Source organism: Kitasatospora sp. NPDC088391 (assembly GCF_044753345.1).
Classification (GTDB): Bacteria; Actinomycetota; Actinomycetes; order Streptomycetales; family Streptomycetaceae; genus Kitasatospora.
This window is the reverse complement of sequence record NZ_JBIVNB010000006.1, coordinates 12,939-30,543: the sequence shown is the minus strand read 5'-3', so window position 1 is coordinate 30,543 and position 17,605 is coordinate 12,939. Positions and strand designations below refer to the sequence as shown.

Here is a 17,605-nt window from a genome sequence, read left to right as displayed (position 1 = left end):
AAAGCGAGAACTCCCCGATGCCCGAACAGGAGCTGAACGACGTCAGCGACGTCTTCGTCCGGGCGGTCGGCGGCGCCGCGCCCGACCTCGGGCTACTGGTCGCCGGCGCCACCGCCGAGGGCCGGTCGATCCGGCGCCGCCGCCGGGTCGCGCTCAGTGGCGCGGTCGCCGCCGTCCTGGCCGCCGCGGTCACCGGCGGCGTGCTGCTGCGCTCCGGCGCGGCCCCGGCCCCCGTGACTGCGGCCGCCCCCACCGTGTCGAGCCCCGCCCTCCCGGCCACGCCGGTCCCCGGCGCCACCACTCCGCCGCCGGGCATGGTGCCCGTCGACGCGTCGGTCCTGTACGAGACCCTGCGGCCGCTGCTCCCCGCCGTCCCGCCGGAGCACCGCGGCGACGCGTACGACTTCAGCACCAACCTCAAGGGCCCCGGCTCGGTGGCTGCCATCACGCAGGCGGCGGTCTGGTCGAACGGCGCGTGGGCGTCCGTCGGCGTCGAACTGCAGTACCCCGCGCCCGCCGCCCCGGAGCTCGCGGTGCGCTACGACTGCGCGACCTACCCGGCCGTCGACAACTGCGTCCCCGTGATGTCCGGCTCCGTCCCGGTCGGGGTGGTGATCACGGGGCGCGACCAGAAGAACCGGGTCGTCCACCAGGTGGACCTGGTGAACCGGACCGGTCTCCGGATCATCGCGCAGGCCATCGGCACCGCCGACACCCCCCCGGGAGTCGACCGGCAGGCCCTGACCGGGATCGCCACCAACCCGATCTGGAGCCCCTGGGTCACGGAGCAGGAGGCCGGGAAGGCCCGGAAGGAGCACCCGGTCGGCACCCACCCCGACCCGAAGTCCATCAACCTGCCGGTCGGCGGCCTGCCGCTGCCGGGCGCCGGCACACCGACCGGGAAGACCGACGGCGGGACCGGGGGCGGCGCCCACTGAGGGACGGGCCCGGGCGGCGGCGGAGGTGGGGCGGCGGGCTACGGTGGGCGGATGATCGTGGTCGACGCCTCCGCCGTGGTGCTGTCCCTCTCCGACCCCGGGCCGCGCGGTGACGCCGCGCGGGCCGAACTGGCCGCCGACCCCGAGTGGTTGGCGCCCGAGCACGTGCTGATCGAGGTGATGCAGTCGCTGCGCGGGCTGTACCTGGCCAAGGAGCTGACCGCCGAGCGGGTCGCCGAACTCGCCCGGCAGCTGCCGGAACTGGCCGTCCGGAAGGTGCCGGTCGCCCCGCTGCTCGACCGGATCTGGGAGCTCAAGGACAACCTGACCCCCGACGACGCCGCCTACGTCGCGGTCGCCGAGCGGCACGGCGCCGCGCTGGTCACCGCCGACCTGCGCCTGATGCGGGCCACCGGGCCGCGCTGCGAGATCCGCGGCATCGCCCCGGCCGACCGGCCCGCCGGGCCTGCCGCCGACTGACGGGCCCGGGGGCGGGGCGCGACGGGGTGGCGGGGTGGCGGGGTGTCGAACTGGTGCGGCAGCGCGTCCCGGGCGGTGTTCCCGTACGGGTGACTGTGCGCGGCGGTGCGGCACGGCGGCGTGCGCGGCAGCCGGGTCGGCGGCCACGGTGGGCGGTGTTCCCTGACGGCCCGTCGGAAGGTCCGCGATGCCCCTGTCCCCCGCCACCGGCGCGCTGCTGGTGCCGCTCGCCCTGCTGCCGATCAGCCCGCCCGGCACCGAGGGCCCGGCCGCTCCGGCCACCGACCGGGTGGTGGACGCCCGGTTCGACCGGGCGAACGGCATCGTCCCGGCCCGGGCGATCACCCACGCGCCCGACCTGGTGCCGTACGGCGCGCAGGTCCGGGTCACCGTCGGCCGGGCCGCCGGGCGCACCACCGTCTCGGTCGAGCTCTCCGGGGTGGCCGGGGCGCACGAGTTCCCGGCGCACGTGCACACCGGGTCCTGCGGCGCCGACCCGGCCGCCTCCGGTCCGCACTACCAGCAGGTCGCGGGCTCGGACGCCCCCGACAACGAGGTCCGGATGACGCTGCGCACCGACCCGGGCGGGGCGGCGGCGGCCGCCGCGAGCGTCCCCTGGCAGTTCCGGCCCGGCGAGGCGCATTCGCTGGTCCTGCACGCGGGCACCCCCGCCGGCCGGCACGCCCCGGCCGACCGGGTGGCCTGCGTGGACGTCGACTTCTGACGCCCCCTCCGCCCGCGGGGCGTCAGGAGCCGAGGGTCGCCACCATCACGGCCTTGATGGTGTGCAGGCGGTTCTCGGCCTGGTCGAAGACGACGGAGTGCGCGGACTCGAAGACCTCGTCGGTGCACTCCAGCGCCGACATGCCGGTCAGTTCGTGCATCTGCCGGCCGATCTCGGTGCCGAGGTCGTGGTACGCGGGCAGGCAGTGCAGGAACTTGACCGCCGGGTTGCCGGTGGCGCGGACGGTGTCCATCGAGACCTGGTAGGGCTTCAGCAGCGCGATCCGCTCCGCCCAGACCTCCTTGGGCTCGCCCATCGACACCCAGACGTCGGTGTACAGGAAGTCCGCGCCGGCCACGCCAGCCGCGACGTCCTCGGTCAGGGTGATCCGGGCGCCGGTCGTCGCGGCCAGCGCCTCGGCCGCCTTGCGGACCTCCTCGGCGGGCCACAGCTGCTCCGGGGCGACGATCCGGATGTCCATGCCCAGCAGGGCGCCGGTGACCAGCAGCGAGTTGCCCATGTTGAACCGGGCGTCGCCGAGGTAGACCAGCGTGGTCTCGTTCAGCGGCTTGGCGGAGTGCTCCCGGACGGTCAGCACGTCGGCCAGCATCTGGGTGGGGTGCCACTCGTCGGTCAGGCCGTTCCAGACCGGGACGCCCGCGTGGGCGGCCAGCTCCTCCACCACGTCCTGGCCGTCGCCGCGGTACTCGATGCCGTCGAACATCCGGCCCAGCACCCGCGCGGTGTCCTTGACCGACTCCTTGTGGCCCATCTGCGACCCGGCCGGGTCCAGGTAGGTGGTGGAGGCGCCCTGGTCGTGGGCGGCCACCTCGAAGGCGCACCGGGTGCGGGTGGAGGTCTTGGCGAAGATCAGGGCGATGTTCTTGCCGCGCAGCCGGGGCTGCTCGGTGCCCGCGTACTTGGCGGCCTTCAACTGGGCGGCGAGATCGACCAGGTGGCGGAACTCCTGGGGAGTGAAGTCGAGCTCCTTGAGGAAGTGCCTGTTCCGGAGGTTGAACGCCATACCGGTCTCCTGGGTCGGTCGACGGACTGAGACGGGAAGTGTATACGAGTCATCGAATATTCATGCAACAAGGTGATGGCCGACATGCGACCGGGAGGCACCACGGGGGCGCCTCCCGGTCGGGTCGGGGCGGAGCCGGGGTCAGCGCCCGGGTCAGAGCCGGGGGTCGACCGGCTCCGACTCCAGGGCCAGTACCGCGAACACCGCCTCGTGCACCCGCCACAGCGGTTCGCCCGCCGCCAGCCGGTCCAGCGACTCCAGGCCGAGCGCGTATTCGCGCAGGGCGAGCGAGCGCTTGTGGCCGAGCGAGCGCTGCCGCAGCCGGTCCAGGTGCCGGGTGTAGTCCGGACCGTAGATGATCCGCAGGTACTCGCGGCCGCGGACCTTCAGGCCGGGCTGGACCAGCCGCCCGGAGCCGTCCCGCTGCAGGGCCTCGACCGGCTTGACCACCATGCCCTCGCCGCCGGCCGCGGTCAGCTCCTCCCACCAGGCGGTGGCGGCGGCGATCGAGGTCTCGTCGCCGGTGTCGACGAGCATCCGGCCGGTGCGGTGCAGCACCGGGGCGGTGCCCGCCCGCCCGGCGGCCTCCCGGTCGGCGTCGACCAGGCCGTCGATCAGGTCGAGGTGCTCGGTGTGCGGGCGCAGCGCCAGGTTGGCTCCCTCGGCGGCGAGCAGCTGGAACGGGGCCAGCCGGATACCGTCGAGGCCCTCGGTGGGCCAGCAGTAGCGCCGGTAGGCCGCGGTGAAGGCGCGCGCGTCGGTGGCGCGCTCCTGCTGGCGTTCCGTCAGCTCGGCGACGTCGAGCCCGCGGGCGGCGGCCCCGGCCAGCGCCTCCAGGGCGACGGGCAGCGCGGCGCCGGCGGCCGCGCCGACCGCGGCGTACTGGCGGCGCAGCAGCTCGATCGCCTTCAGCGACCAGGGCATCAGCTCGGCGTCCAGCAGCAGCCAGCCGGTGTCGAGCGCGTCGAACAGGCCGGACCGCTCGGCGGCGGCCCGCAGCCGGTCGAGGAGGGCCTCCGTGAGCTGTTCGTCGCCGAGGAAGGCCCGGCCGGTCCTGGTCCAGATCGCGCCCGGGCCGGGCAGGCCGAAGCGCTTCTCCAGGGCGGCCCCGTCCCGGGCGACCAGGACGACGGCCCGTGAGCCCATGTGCTTCTCCTCGCAGACCACCTGCCGCACCCCGTCCTGCCGGTAGGCGAAGAACGCCTCCTCGGGGTGCTCCAGCAGGCCCTCGCGCCGGGCGGTCGGCGAGGGGGCCATGGTGGGCGGCAGGTAGGCGAGCAGCCGCGGGTCGAGCGCGAAGCGGCTCATCACCTCCAGCGCCGCGGCGGCGTTCTCCTCCCGGACGGCGACGTTGCCGAGCCGGGCGGTCTCCACCACCCGGCGGCCGAGCACGTCGGCGAGGTCGAGCGGACGGCCCTCGCGGGCGCCGGGCGCGTCCGTGTGCATCGGGCGGACCGGCTCGTACCACTCCTGCTCGGCCTCGACCGAGACGACCTCCCGCTCGGGGTAGCGCAGCGCGGTGAGGCTGCCGCCGAAGACGCAGCCGGTGTCCAGGCAGATGGTGTTGTTGAGGAAGGACGCGACCGGCACCGGGGTGTGGCCGTAGACCACCAGGGCGCGGCCGCGGTACTCCTCGGCCCACGGGTAGCGCACCGGCAGGCCGTACTCGTCGGTCTCGCCGGTGGTGTCGCCGTACAGCGCGTGCGAGCGGACCCGGCCGGAGGCGCGGCCGTGGAACTTCTCCGGCAGACCGGCGTGGCAGACCACCAGCGCGCCGCCGTCCAGCAGGTAGTGGCTGACCAGGCCGCGCATGAACTCCCGGACCTGGGCCCGGAACTCCTCGCTCTCGCCGGACAGCTGGTCGATCGACTCCTGCAGGCCGTGCGAGACGGTGACCTTGCGGCCGCCCATCCAGCGGCCCAGCTTGTTCTCGTGGTTGCCGGGGACGCAGAGGGCGTGGCCGGCCCCGACCATGCCCATCACCAGCCGCAGCACGCCCGGGGTGTCCGGGCCGCGGTCGACCAGGTCGCCGACGAAGACCGCGGTGCGGCCCTCGGGGTGCGCGGCGTCGACGGCGCGGCCCCGCTCGTCGCGGGTGATCGCGTAGCCGAGCCGGCCGAGCAGGGTCTCCAGCTCGGAGCGGCAGCCGTGGATGTCGCCGACGATGTCGAACGGGCCGGTCAGGTGCCGGAGGTCGTTGAACCGCTTCTCCGGGACGATCTCGGCGTGCTCGACCTCCTCGACCCCGCGCAGCACGTGCACCTTGCGGAAGCCCTCGCGCTCCAGCCCGCGCAGCGAGCGCCGCAGGTCGCGCTGGTGACGGGGGATCACGTGCGCGGGGAGCTGCCGGTCCGGCCGGGCCCGGTTGCGCTCGGCGCACACCTCGGCCGGGACGTCCAGCACGATGGCGATCGGCAGCACGTGGTGCTCGCGGGCGAGCGCGACCAGCGCCCGGCGGGCGTGGTCCTGCACGTTGGTGGCGTCGACCACGGTGAGCCGGCCCGCCGCGAGCCGCTTGCCGACGATGTAGTGCAGCACGTCGAAGGCGTCGGCGGAGGCCGACTGGTCGTTCTCGTCGTCGGCGACCAGCCCCCGGCAGAAGTCGGAGGAGACCACTTCGGTGGGCTTGAAGTGCTTGCGGGCGAAGCTGGACTTGCCGGAGCCGGTGCTGCCGATCAGCACCACCAGCGAGACGTCGGTGACGGGCAGCCGGCGGCCCGGCCGGGCAGGGGTCGGCTCCGGGGTGGCGGTGCTCATCGGTGGGCGCTCCCTTCCGGGGCGGGGTCGTTCGACGGGGTGGCGGTGGCGTCGAGGGTGCTGGTCGGGCCGGGTTCGGCGAGGCGGAAGTGGGCGAGCTGGGTGGGCGCGCCGACCTCGGGGTCGAGCGGGCCGACCGGCTCCCGGTCAACGGTGTAGCCGAAGGCCGCGGCGACCCGCTCCGTCCAGGCCGCGAACTCGGCGCGGCTCCACTCGAAGCGGTGGTCGTCGTGGCGCATCCGCCCGGCGGGCAGCGTCTCCCAGCACACGTTGTACTCGGCGTTCGGGGTGGTCACCACGACCGAGGCGGGCCGGGCCGCCCCGAACACGGCGTACTCCAGCGCGGGCAGCCGGGGCAGGTCGAGGTGCTCGATCACCTCGCACAGCACCGCCGCGTCGTAGCCCTTGAGCCGGGCGTCGGTGTACGTCAGCGCGCCCTGGACCAGCTTCACCCGGTGGGCCTGACGCTCCGGCAGCCGGTCCAGGTGGAGCCTGCGGGCGGCGATCGACAGCGCCCGCGCGGACACGTCCACGCCGAGCACCTCCGTCACCCGCGGCTCCTTGAGCAGCGCGCCGACCAGCTCGCCCTGCCCGCAGCCCAGGTCGAGCACCCGGGCGGCCCCGGTCCGGGCCAGCGCCGCCAGGATCGCCGCCCGCCGCTGCGCGGCCAGCGACTCGCCGCGTTCCGGCACCGCGGCCGCGTCCGGCGTGCCCGGCGCGTCCGAGGTGGCGTCCGGGGTGGCGTCCGGGGCCGCTTCCGGGGCCTGCGGAACGTCCGGGACGGTCTCCTGGACCTCCGGGGCCTCTGCGGTCTCCGGAGCCTCCGGAACATCCGGGACGGCGTTGTCGAGCTCCTCCGCCTCCCGGTCGTCGGCCTCGGCCAGGCGGGCCAGCGCGAGGCGTTCGGTGGCGAGCCTGGTCAGCGACCAGCGGCGGGACAGGTAGCGGCGGACGATCAGGGCGCGCTCGGGGTGGTCGGCGAGCCAGCCCCGACCGGCCGTGAGCAGCTTGTCCACCTCGTCGGGGGCGACCCAGTAGTGCTTGGCCCCGTCGAGGACGGGCAGCAGCACGTACAGGTGCTGCAGCGCCTCGGCGAGCCGGAGCGTGCCGGCGAGTTCGAGTCGCACGTACCGGGAGTCGCCCCACTCGGGGAAGGACTCGTCGAGCGGGACGGGCGTCGCGACGGTCCGCCAACCCAGTGGGGCGAACAGCCGCTCCACCAGGGCCGGGCCCTCGCTGCCGGCCACCGGGACGGCGGGCAGCTCGATCCGCAGCGGCATCGCCCGGCCGGGCAGCTCGGGGCGGTGCGCGCACTCGCCCTTCATCGCGGACCGGTAGACGGTGCGCAGCGCGACCGCCAGCAGCGAGGACGCGGCGTACGGCCGGTCGTTGACGTACTGGGCGAGCGCGAGGTCCGGCGAGCCGGCCCGGCCCTTGCCGCGGCCCTGCCGGAGCAGCGCCGTGGGGTCCACCTCCAGCAGCAGGGCGGCCGTGCACGCGTGGTCCCCGGACTCGGGGTAGAAGACGTGCGCGGTGCCGTGCGCGGTGGTGAACCGCTGCACCTTGTCGGGGTGCTTGTGCAGCAGGAAGCCCAGGTCGGAGGCGGGGTTCTCGGCAGTGCCGGTAGTGGAGATCGATACGAACACCCGGTCGAGTATGACTGTCGCGGCCGGACGGGGGCATCAGGTTTTGTCCGTCCGGTGAGCGTGTTGGTCAGTCCTCGCCCCGATTGGTTACGGTGCGGGATGTGACTGCTGAAACCTCCTCCTCCGCAAGTGGCGCGGTGGCCGTCGGCCTGGCGACCATCGCCGCCGACGGCGCCGTCCTCGACACCTGGTTCCCGGCGCCCGAGCTGGCCGCCGCCCCCGGCCCGGCCGGCAGCGTCCGGCTGAGCGCCGAGGAGGCCGAGCGGGAGCTCGGCCCGGGCGCCGCCGAGGCGCTCCGTGCCGACGCCCGGCGCGGCGTCGAGGTGGTGGCGGTGCGCACCGTGATCTCCTCGCTGGACGAGAAGCCGCTGGACGCGCACGACGTCTACCTGCGCCTGCACCTGCTCTCCGCCCGCCTGGTGCGGCCGCACGGCCAGAACCTGGACGGCATCTTCGGCCTGCTGGCGAACGTCGCCTGGACGTCGATCGGCCCGACCCCGGTCGGCAACGTGGAGCGGGCCCGGCTGGCGGTGCGCGCCGAGGGCGGGCAGCTCGCCCTGTACGGCATCGACAAGTTCCCCCGGATGACCGACTACGTCGCGCCGAGCGGCGTGCGGATCGCCCACGCCGACCGGGTGCGGCTGGGCGCGCACCTGGCCGAGGGCACCACCGTGATGCACGAGGGCTTCGTCAACTTCAACGCCGGCACCCTGGGCACCTCGATGGTGGAGGGCCGGATCAGCGCGGGCGTGGTGGTCGGCGACCACAGCGACATCGGCGGCGGCGCCTCGATCATGGGCACCCTGTCGGGCGGCGGCAAGCAGGTCGTCTCGGTGGGCGAGCGCTGCCTGCTGGGCGCCAACGCGGGCATCGGCATCTCGCTGGGCAACGACTGCGTGGTGGAGGCGGGCCTGTACGTGACGGCCGGCACCCGGGTCACCGCCCCGGACGGCAAGGTCGCCAAGGCGGTGGAGCTGTCCGGCCAGGACAACCTGCTGTTCCGCCGCAACTCGCAGTCGGGCGCGGTCGAGGTGATCGCCCGCTCCGGTTCGTGGGGCGGTCTGAACGCGGCGCTGCACGCGCACAACTGACCTCCTGTCAGGTGGTGTTCGTCCTCGGGGCGGCCGGTTTCCGGCCGCCCCGAGGCGTTCCGGGCACGGTCGGCGGCTCCGCCGGGCGGCGGCGGGTGCTGTAGCCGAGCGGGGGCGGCCCCCGCAAACTCGGCTCACTCCTGGGGCTGACCCGGCCCGGGGGTTGGACCTCAACGGGTGGTCCGGGGTGACCGCGCCCGGCGGGGGCTCGTTGGACCGGCGGCGCCGACCCCCGGCGCTTCACACCGCACCACCGAGTGGAAGGGGCCCCCTCATGTCCGAGCCCTGGACCGAGCCGCCCGCCGCGGGCGGCACTCCCGCCACCCCGAAGTCGCTGCTGGAGCAGATGCAGGAGTTGCTCGCCTCGATCAACACCGACCTGGCCGGACTCGACTCCGACCTCCGCTCCTCCGCCACCCGCGGCGCGCAGGAGACCGCGGCGGACGGCTCGCCCCGCGGCTGAGCGCGGCCCGCCGGGACCGGCGGGCCCAGCGGGACCACGAGCCTCGGCTCCTCCCGCCGGGCCCCGCCCGGCCACCGCCCGGCCCCCTCCCCGGCGATGCCGTCGCCCTCCGCACCGCCGCCCGCACCGCCATCGGGCCCGTCCGCCGCGTCCTCCGATCCATCCTCCGATCCATCCTCCGGGTAGTCCTCCGCCCCGCCCGTCGTCCGCCGCTGCTCCCGCAGCAGTTCGGCCACCAGGTCGCGGCACTCGGAGCCCGCGTCCAGCCCGTCGATGCAGCTCCAGTACAGGCTCTCGGTGTCGGCCCCGCAGGCGAGCACCACCAGGCTCTCGCGCATCTCGTCGAGCAGCGCGGCGAGTTCGACCAGGACCGGCTCCAACTCCCCGATCTCGGTGAGCCGTTCGACGAGGCCGGGGCCGGACCAGCCGGCGAAGCCGCCGGGCGGGTCGTCCAGGCCGGGTTCGGGCGGCTGCCGCAGGCAGCTCGCGGTGTGCGCCCCGGCCTCGCCGAGCAGTTGGCCGAGGGTGGCGAACTCCTCGCCGTCGTGGTCGGCGATCCGGGCGCCGACGGCTTCGGCGATCAGCCCGGACTGCCAGGCCTCGTGCAGGATGTCGCTCGCCGCCCGGGCCTCGGCCAGGGCGTGCCGGACGGTCTTGATCAGTCGCAGGGCTTCCACGGTGCGCGCTCCCCTCGTCCCGCCGCCGGCCTTCGGCGGTGCTGGACGGGACACAGCGTGCCGCCGTCGGCGGGGCGGTTCCCAGCGGGTTCGACGCGCCTGTGGACAACCCGGCCCTGTGGACAACCCGGGTCACCCGCAGGAGGGAAAACCGGATGATTCCTCAGGGTGCCGGGAACCGCTGCTCGTTGCGCACGATCTTCTCGGCCAGCGCCTGCAGCGGGTCCACCTCCAGCACGGTGCACAGCTGCAGCAGGTAGGCCAGGACGTCGGCCACCTCGTCGCGGACCCGGTGCGCCGTCCCCTCCGCGTCCATCACCGCCGCGGCCTGCTCGGGCGTCAACCACTGGAAGACCTCCAGCAGTTCGCCGGCCTCGACGGTCAGCGCCGCGGCCAGGTTCTTCGGGGTGTGGTACTGCCCCCAGTCGCGCGCGGCGGCGAACTCGGCCAGCCGCCGCTGGAGTTCGGGCACCGTCAGGTCGTCGTTCATGCCCCCAGGTCTACCACCGGGGCGTCCTCGCGCGCGCCGCCCTGGACCGGTACCCGCCCGCCCGGGTCGGTGCGGCGCAGCAGGCTGTGGCCGGTGGCCGGATCGCGCCGGCACTCGACCAGTTCGACGCCGTCCAGGGCGAGCGCGGGGCCGGGCTCCTGGAGCGCGGCGAGCAGCCGCATGTCGCCCTTGCCGGTGACCTCGCGGGCCAGGCCCAGCAGGGCGCCGATCTGGTCGGCCGCCAGGCCCGCCCCGAGGTCCTCCGCGAGCAGCACCAACTGCCGGTGGGCGTCCGGGACTTCGCCGGCCGGGTCGACGTCCAGCACGTCGGCGCCGGTGAGCAGCACGGCGGCGAAGGCGAGCAGCCGGAGCATGCCGTCGGAGGCCTGGTCGGCGCCGGTCCGGCCGAGCACGCCCTCGTCGAAGACGGCGAGCAGCCGCTGCCGGTCGCCCTCGCCGCGCCGGGCGACGTCCAGGCCGAGCAGCGGGTGCGGGGCGGCGGTCTGGACGGCGCGCAGCAGGCGGGCCCAGCGGCGCTGGCACTCCTGCTTGAGCCGGCCGAGCACGGCGGAGATGTTGGCGGCGGTGCCGAGCAGCCGGGCCTGCGGCTCGGGCCGGGTCCAGCCGCGCATCGCGGCGGGCACCGGGTGCAGGGCGAAGACCTCGCGCAGCGCGGTGAGCAGCTGCTCGGAGGCGGCCAGCACCTTGCGCTCGCCGTTGGTCGATCCGGCGACCCGGAGCGGCAGTTGGGCGGTGACCAGGCGGTTGCTGGGCATCGGGGCGCGGATGTCGCCCTGCCGGGAGTCGTTGTGCCAGGTGACGTTGATCCGGCCGCGGCCGAGGTCCTGCTCGCCGGTCTCCATCACGGTCTGGCCGTCCAGGGTGAGCCACTCGCGGGCGATCCGGACCCGTTCGTCGGTGCGCACCACCACTTCGAGGCGGATCGATCCGGCGCGGGAGCGGACGGTGCAGCCGAGGATGATCGCGTTGCGCCCGTGCGGCACGCAGCCGGCCAGGCCGCCGCGGACCGCGACGGCGAGCGGGCCGCTCAGGCCGCCGATGCCGTCCAGCGAGGGCTTGATCTCCTCGCCGAGGGCGAGCCGGGAGAGCACGCTCAACGCGTCCAGCGCGTTGGACTTGCCCGCCCCGGACGGGCCGTGCAGCACGGTCAGCGGCGAGAGCGGCAGGGTGGCCCGCCGGTAGGACTTGAACGAGGTCAGCCGCAGTTCCTCGACGGTGGGGCGCTTCACCTGCGGGGCGGCCTCGGGGAGCCGGTACTCCCCGCCGAACTCGCGAGACTCCCTGGGCGCGCGGGGTGCGCCGGGGGCGCTCGGCGCCCCGGACACGCCGGGCACACCGGATGCGCCCGGCGGGTGGGCGGCATCGGACGGACGCGGGACGCCGGACGGGCACGGGGCGCCGGACGGGACGGCCCGGGTCGGCGGGCGGGGCGGGGCGGAGGGGGCTTCGCTGGTCACTCCGAGCACTCTAGGCCCGCACTGAGCTGCAGAAACGTCTCTCCTAACGCCCTTTCACCCCTTCGAGTCCCAACCGTCCCCGGGCCCGTTCCGCGGTGTCACTCGTAGGCGGTGATCCGCACCGAGCCCGTGACCTCGACCGGCTCCGGCAGCGCGTCCAGGGCGGCCGCCAGCGCGGCCGGGTCGGTGTGCCAGGCGCTCGGGCCCATCCCGACCACGGCGGCGGCGTCGGCCCGGGACAGCCGCAGCGCGAACTCCACCTCGGTGCGCCCCACCGGCGCGAACCACGGGCCGAGCTTCTCCTCGATCCGCCGGTCCTTGTCCTCGTCGACCGAGAGCAGGCCCAACCCGCCGACCAGTTCCCGCAGGTGACGCGGGGTCGGGGCGGCCACCAGCAGCCGGCCGCCGGGGCGCAGCACCCGGCGCATCTCGGGGCCGTTGCGCGGCGCGAACACGTTCAGCAGCACGTCCGCCGCGTCGTCCCGCAGTGGCAGCGGGCGCCAGGCGTCGCACACCACGGCGCCGATCCGCGGGTGCGCCTTCGCGGCGCGGCGCAGCGCGTACTTGGACAGGTCCAGGGCGGCGCCGGCCGCGCCGGGCCGTCCTTCCAGCACCCGGGCCAGGTAGTGGCCGGTGCCGGCGCCGAGGTCGGCCACCAGCCCGGTCTCGGCGGGGACCTCGGCGGCGGCCCCGGCCAGCGCCCGCTCCAGCGGGGCGTAGTGGCCGGACTCCAGGAAGGCGCTCCGGGCGGCGACCATGTCGGCGGTGTCGGCGGTGCCGGCCTTCGCGTCCCCGGCGAGCAGGCTGACGTAGCCCTGCTTGGCCTGGTCGAAGCTGTGGCCGTCCGCGCAGCGCAGGGTGCGGGCGTCCAGCGCCAGCGGGCGGGCGCAGTGCGGGCAGACCAGGTAGGGCTCGATGTCCTGCAGCAACTCGGTGGTGTCCTCGCGGAGATCGTCAGGGGCCGGGGGAACGTCGAGGGTATCCCGCCCGCGGGCGCCTCGTCGCTCTCCCGGCCCCTGACGGGCCCGCGCCGGACGGCTCACTCCTCGCCGTCGTCGCCGACCTCTTCCTCCTCGTTCTCGTCCACCACCCACATCGCCAGCCGTTCGGCGACGCCGGTGATCCCGAGCTTGCCCTCCCGGATCGCCCGGGCCAGGCTGCGCACCTCGCGCGCGGTGGTCGCCACCCGGCAGCCGCTGGCCACCAGGTACGCGTAGGCCACGGCGGTGGCGAACAGCTCGTTGTTGCGCTCCAGCGCGGGCACCCGGATCAGCTGGTGCATCAGCGCGGCCGCCCGGTCCTGCGGCTCGGGGTAGACCGGAATGTCGAAGATCTCGGCCTGGTGCCTGGTGATCGCCGCGAGCAGCGATCCGTAGTCGATGACCTGCGGGTCACCGGGCGTGTACTGCTCCGCGGTCATGAGCAGCCACGAGAGGTCGACCTCAAGTTTCAACGGCGCACGTCCTGGAGTTCGCCCGGGGACCCGAACTCGGCGAGGAACACCGCCTCGTGCTCCTTCATGAACTGGGCCGCGGCGTCGACGAAATTGCGCCCGGCCTCCCCCATGTCCTGCTGCACCAGGCGCTCGATGTACTGGTTCATGCTGATCCCCTGCTGCTCCGCCCGCTCGCGGGCCATCTCGGCGGTGGTCGCGTCCACCCTGACGTTCAGCTGCTTCTTGGCCATACTTCACGCTAGCGCCGAAGTGCTAGCACAACAAGGGCGCAAACCGGCCGCACCCCCGCTCCCCCACCCTGTCCGCCCGCGCCCCCGCGAAAACCGGCCGACCGTCCCGATCCGGCAACCCTTCCCCACCCCGGGCCGGAACGGCGGGGCGGCCGCTACTCGGCGGGCTTGAGCACCTGGAGGACCTCGTGCAGGAAACGGTCGACGACGGTGTCCACGCTGCGGATGAAACCGGTCTCCTCGGCACCGCGTCTGGTCCCCATGCCCGTCGGCAGGGTCAGCCGGAACGCCCGGATCTCGGCCCCGTCGGTCGGCACCAGCAGCCCGGGCTCGGCCCGCAGGGCGCGCAGCAGTTCGCACGGCCCGGGACCGCCGTCGGCGGTGAGCGCCTCGATCCGCAGCTCCGCCGGCGACTCCGCGAGCTGGCGCAGCAGCCACTGCACCCGGGTGAGCGCCCGGGAGCGCTCGGCGGCCACCACCTCCACGCCCGCCTCGATCCGGCCGGTGCGCAGGTCCGCCTCCAGCAGGACCGGCCCGGGCAGGCCGGGGACCGCCCACTCGGACCGCATCCGGCCGGTCGCCGCCAGCTCGTCCACCGCCCCGGCCCGCCGGACGGCCGGCTCGACGCGCCGCTTGCCGCGGATCACCGGCGAGACGGGGACGCCCAGTTCGCCGCCGAGGCGCAGGCAGAGCTGCCGGGTGAGCCGCTCCCAGTTCTCGACCACCCGCAGCGCGTTGCGGTCGCCCGGGCGCAGGGTGCCCTCGGAGATCGCGTTGCGGACGGTGACCCAGGCCGGCCCCATGTTCTGGAAGCCGTGGCACCCGGAGTTCTCGTGCCGCAGGTAGTGCAGGAACTCGTTCAGCAGCCAGGCGTGCGCCGGGTTCACCACCCCGTCGTGGTGGCACAGCAGGTGGGCCTCGTGCGCCACCTCGGCCCAGGACAGGTGCCGCAGCGCGACCTTGCGGGCCCGGCGCCGGTCCACCGTCACCGGCGGTTCGCCGTCCAGCGCGAGGTCGTTGGACAGCGTGATGACGGTCTCGTAGCCGTGCCGCGCAGCCACGTCGAGGTACGCCTGCACCTGCTCCGACTTCAGCGGGCTGCCACCGGTCTTGGTCTCCACCAGCGCGGTCCAGATCTTGCCCGCGCGGCTGACCCGGATCGTGCCGTCGGGCCGGACGGTGCCGTCCCCGTGCTTGAAGCTCGTCTCGGTGAACGTCTGCAGCACTCCGGCCGGGGCGTTGAACATCGCGGTGACGCGGCGCCCGAACTCGGGCACCTCCGCCATCACCGACAGCAGCGTGGCGGTGGCCCGGACCTCGCGGTCCAGCTCGTTCTTCAGCCCGGCCACCGAGAACAGCCGGGCCGGACGCCAGGACGGGTGGTCGGCGAGGTCCACCTTCGCGGCCTTCGGCAGGGTGACCCGCTTCTTGGCGGTGCGCACCGCGCGCTTGGCGGCGGCGGGCTGCCCGGCGCCCGGCGCTTCCGGACCGGCCGCGGGAGCCGGGGCCGCCGGGACCGGGGCGGCGGACGGCTCGACGGGACCGGACGGCTCGGTCCCGCGGTCGGGTTCGTCCTCCTCGCCCTGCTCGACGTCGATGCCGAAGTCCCCGGCCAGACCGCCGAGTCCGGACCGGTAGCCCTGACCGACCGCGCGGAACTTCCACTCGCCGCCGCGCCGGTAGATCTCGCCGAAGACGAACGCGGTCTCCTCCCCCGCGTCGAGGATGTCGAAGGCCGCCAGGGTGTCACCGCTGCCGTCGAGCACCGCCAGCCGCAGTTCGGCGAGCGCGCCGAAGGTGGCGCCGGCGTACCGGCTGGCCGCCAGCACGACCTGGTGCACCTCGGCGGGCAGCGCCGCGAGGTCGATCAGGATGCGGTCCTGGGTGCCGCTGCCGGTCGGCACCTTGCCCAGCACCTGCACCGAACCGTCGGGCGTGGCGGGGTGGTTGTAGAACAGGAAGTCGGTGTCCTGGCGGACCTTGCCGTCCGCCCCCAGCAGCAGCACCGACACGTCCGCGTCGCCCGCTCCGGTCGGGTCGGTCCAGCTCAGGGCCACCGTCACCGGCCCGGGCTCGGCCCCCTCGGCGAACAGGGCGACGTTGGCCCCCTTGGTCAACTCGTGCACGGCTTCCCCTCCTGGACACAGCGAACCACGCGTGCACAGCGTTACCGTGCGCACACGTTCCGAGGATGCTACCGCCGCCCGATCTTCACGCCATCCCCTTGAACGGAATCGGTCCCGGGAAACGCCGCACGGGCACGGGAAGGCTCCCGTGCCCGTGCTCCCCCGTCCGGACGGCCGCTACCGGGCGGGCTCCAGGATGGCCACGCACTCGAAGTGGTGGGTCATCGGGAACAGGTCGAACGCCCGGAGCGAGACCGGGCGGTAGCCGCCCTCGCGGAAGAAGGCGAGGTCGCGGGCGAGGGCGGCCGGGTCGCAGGCGACGTAGGCGATCCGGCGGGCCGACAGCGAGCTGAGGTGGGCGACGGTCTCGCGGCCGGCGCCGGCCCGGGGCGGGTCGAGGACGATCAGGTCGGTGGAGGTGATGCCGGTGCGGGGCAGCAGGGCCTCGACCTTGTCGCACTCGATCCGGACGTTCTCCAGTGCCGCCAGGTTGTGCCGGGCGTCGGCGACGGCCTGCTTGCCGGACTCGATGCCGAGCACCGCGCCGTCCTCGCCGACCCGCTCGGCCAGCGCGCCCGCGAACAGGCCGACGCCGCAGTACAGGTCGAGCGCGTTCTCGCCCCACTGCGGGTCGAGGCCGGTCAGCACCGCGTCGACGAGCGTCTCGGGCGCCTCCGGGTGGATCTGCCAGAAGCCGCCGTTGGAGACCCGCCAGGTGCGGCCGACGGCCCGCTCGCGGACGAAGGTGCGGCCGTGCACGCGGTGGAACAGGTCCTGGTCGTCGACCCGGGCGATCGAGGTCTCCCGGTCGAGTTCGACCAGCGGCAGCTGCTCGCCGGGCCGCGGCCGCAGGATCACCTGCCGGTCGGAGGAGCCGGTCGCGGCGATCGCGTCCACCGAGGCGACGCCCGTCCAGTCCCGGGACTCGATGCCGAGTTCGGTGACGCCGGGCGCGGCGATCAGGCAGCGGTCGATCGGCTGGAGGTCGTGCGAGCGGTGCTTGCGCAGCCCGACCGTGCCCTCCTCGTCGACCGCGTACTGGACCCGGCTGCGCCAGGCCGGGACCTCGCCCGGGGCGAGCTTGCCGCCGACCGGCTCGATCGAGCCGTCCCAGTGCGCCTCCTCCGGGGTGAGGCCGGCCAGCTTGGCGAGCTGCTCGGTGAGGACGGCGCCCTTCAGCTTGCGCTGCCCGCCCGGGGTGACGTGCTGCCAGTCGCAGCCGCCGCACTTGCCGGGGCCGGAGAACGCGCAGGGCGCCTCGATCCGGTCCTTGGCGGCCTCCAGCACCTCCACCGCGTCGGCCCGCAGGAAGCGCGAGGTGGTGGTGCCCTCGGTCACCAGCGCGACCACCCGCTCGCCGGGCAGCGCGTGCCGGACGAACAGCACCCGGCCCTCGTGCCGGGCCACGCAGTGCCCGCCGTGCGCGACCGGCCCGACCTCGACCTCGTAGCGCTCGCCGACCAGCGGGTCGCCGGACGGCTGCCGCAGCACCGGCTGGGCGGGCCGCAGCGCCTTCGGCGGGCGCACCGCCCCGGGCCGGCGCTCCTGCCGGGAGGCGGCGGACTTCTTCGCCGCGCCGTCCTTGGCACCCGCGTCCTTGGCACCGGCGTCCTTGGCACCGGCGCCCTTGGGGCCCGCGCCCTTCGCGCCCGCGCCGTCCTTCTTCCCCCCGGCCGCGGCGGCCGGGGCCCGGCCCTGCGGGGGCGCCGCGGGGCGCTCCTCGTCGCGCACCGGCGGCAGGCTGCGGGCGGTGTTGCCCTCCCGGTCGGTGGCCTCGGGCCGGCTGCGCCGGTTGCTCCAGCGCGGGTGCGCGACCTGCCCTGGCTTGGCACCGGACGTGCCGCCGGAGCGGCCGGAGCGACCGGAGGAGCGGGGCGGGTTGTTGCGGGTCACGGGGCGCTTCCTTACGCGATACGGGGTGGGGACACGGGCGGTGCAGGTGGAGAACAGCGGCGGCCCGCGGCGGACCGGGTTCGATCCGCCACGGGCCCATTCAAGGCCATCGGGGGCCCCGGGCGCGGCGCG

At 75.1% G+C, this 17,605-nt stretch carries 15 protein-coding genes; 4 read left to right on the top strand and 11 right to left on the bottom strand.

The genetic code is table 11. From position 1 onward, the window contains the following. Positions 1 to 17: 17 nt before the first annotated feature. The 3 genes from ACIQBJ_RS19400 (at position 18) to ACIQBJ_RS19390 (ending at position 2,142) form a co-directional block, all read left to right on the top strand. Positions 18 to 938, top strand: a complete 921-nt coding sequence (locus ACIQBJ_RS19400; protein WP_400711498.1) for a hypothetical protein — start codon at positions 18 to 20, stop codon at positions 936 to 938. Between the two features lie 51 nt (positions 939 to 989). Further along, on the top strand, positions 990 to 1,418 hold the full coding sequence (locus ACIQBJ_RS19395) for a type II toxin-antitoxin system VapC family toxin (protein WP_400711495.1): 429 nt from the start codon (positions 990 to 992) through the stop codon (positions 1,416 to 1,418). 187 nt (positions 1,419 to 1,605) lie between these two features. Continuing rightward, a complete protein-coding gene (locus ACIQBJ_RS19390) occupies positions 1,606 to 2,142 on the top strand; it encodes a superoxide dismutase family protein (protein WP_400711492.1) in 537 nt (178 codons plus the stop codon). A 22-nt stretch (positions 2,143 to 2,164) separates the two neighbouring features. Here the strand turns inward: ACIQBJ_RS19390 and argF are convergent, their stop codons facing one another. The 3 genes from argF to ACIQBJ_RS19375 form a co-directional block, all read right to left on the bottom strand. Continuing rightward, entirely contained in the window at positions 2,165 to 3,166 is a 1,002-nt protein-coding gene (gene argF / locus ACIQBJ_RS19385; protein ID WP_400711489.1) for an ornithine carbamoyltransferase, read from the bottom strand. A gap of 153 nt (positions 3,167 to 3,319) precedes the next feature. Beyond that, positions 3,320 to 5,923: a polynucleotide kinase-phosphatase gene (locus tag ACIQBJ_RS19380; protein WP_400711486.1), complete on the bottom strand. Its 2,604-nt coding sequence runs from the start codon at positions 5,921 to 5,923 to the stop codon at positions 3,320 to 3,322. Then, on the bottom strand, positions 5,920 to 7,569 hold the full coding sequence (locus tag ACIQBJ_RS19375) for a 3' terminal RNA ribose 2'-O-methyltransferase Hen1 (protein WP_400711483.1): 1,650 nt from the start codon (positions 7,567 to 7,569) through the stop codon (positions 5,920 to 5,922). The genes ACIQBJ_RS19380 and ACIQBJ_RS19375 overlap by 4 nt, the downstream gene beginning before the upstream one ends. 101 nt (positions 7,570 to 7,670) lie before the next feature. Here ACIQBJ_RS19375 and dapD point away from each other — a divergent pair, with 101 nt between their 5' ends. Then, a complete protein-coding gene (dapD, locus tag ACIQBJ_RS19370; RefSeq protein WP_400711480.1) occupies positions 7,671 to 8,660 on the top strand; it encodes a 2,3,4,5-tetrahydropyridine-2,6-dicarboxylate N-succinyltransferase in 990 nt (329 codons plus the stop codon). 240 nt (positions 8,661 to 8,900) lie between these two features. Here dapD and ACIQBJ_RS19365 read toward each other — a convergent pair whose 3' ends face one another. The 8 genes from ACIQBJ_RS19365 to ACIQBJ_RS19330 all read right to left on the bottom strand — a co-directional run bounded on the left by ACIQBJ_RS19365 (position 8,901) and on the right by ACIQBJ_RS19330 (position 17,068). Next, entirely contained in the window at positions 8,901 to 9,800 is a 900-nt protein-coding gene (locus ACIQBJ_RS19365) for a DUF6099 family protein (protein WP_400711477.1), read from the bottom strand. A gap of 163 nt (positions 9,801 to 9,963) precedes the next feature. After that, a complete protein-coding gene (locus tag ACIQBJ_RS19360) occupies positions 9,964 to 10,290 on the bottom strand; it encodes a nucleotide pyrophosphohydrolase (RefSeq protein WP_400711474.1) in 327 nt (108 codons plus the stop codon). Continuing rightward, entirely contained in the window at positions 10,287 to 11,768 is a 1,482-nt protein-coding gene (locus ACIQBJ_RS19355) for an ATP-binding protein (protein WP_400711471.1), read from the bottom strand. Before ACIQBJ_RS19355 ends, ACIQBJ_RS19360 begins: the two co-directional genes overlap by 4 nt. Before the next feature lie 98 nt (positions 11,769 to 11,866). Beyond that, on the bottom strand, positions 11,867 to 12,697 hold the full coding sequence (locus ACIQBJ_RS19350; protein ID WP_400711468.1) for a putative RNA methyltransferase: 831 nt from the start codon (positions 12,695 to 12,697) through the stop codon (positions 11,867 to 11,869). Positions 12,698 to 12,807: 110 nt separating this feature from the next. Beyond that, the gene (locus tag ACIQBJ_RS19345; protein WP_400711465.1) at positions 12,808 to 13,221 is read right to left on the bottom strand and encodes a fic family toxin-antitoxin system, toxin component; all 414 of its coding nucleotides are present in this window, start codon (positions 13,219 to 13,221) and stop codon (positions 12,808 to 12,810) included. Beyond that, positions 13,218 to 13,454, bottom strand: a complete 237-nt coding sequence (locus tag ACIQBJ_RS19340; RefSeq protein ID WP_030458280.1) for a toxin-antitoxin system HicB family antitoxin — start codon at positions 13,452 to 13,454, stop codon at positions 13,218 to 13,220. Before ACIQBJ_RS19340 ends, ACIQBJ_RS19345 begins: the two co-directional genes overlap by 4 nt. Positions 13,455 to 13,609: 155 nt before the next feature. Beyond that, positions 13,610 to 15,580: a TerD family protein gene (locus tag ACIQBJ_RS19335; RefSeq protein ID WP_400711461.1), complete on the bottom strand. Its 1,971-nt coding sequence runs from the start codon at positions 15,578 to 15,580 to the stop codon at positions 13,610 to 13,612. A 177-nt stretch (positions 15,581 to 15,757) separates the two neighbouring features. Beyond that, positions 15,758 to 17,068, bottom strand: coding sequence for a class I SAM-dependent RNA methyltransferase (locus ACIQBJ_RS19330; protein WP_400712537.1), 1,311 nt, complete (start codon positions 17,066 to 17,068; stop codon positions 15,758 to 15,760). Positions 17,069 to 17,605 lie beyond the last annotated feature (537 nt).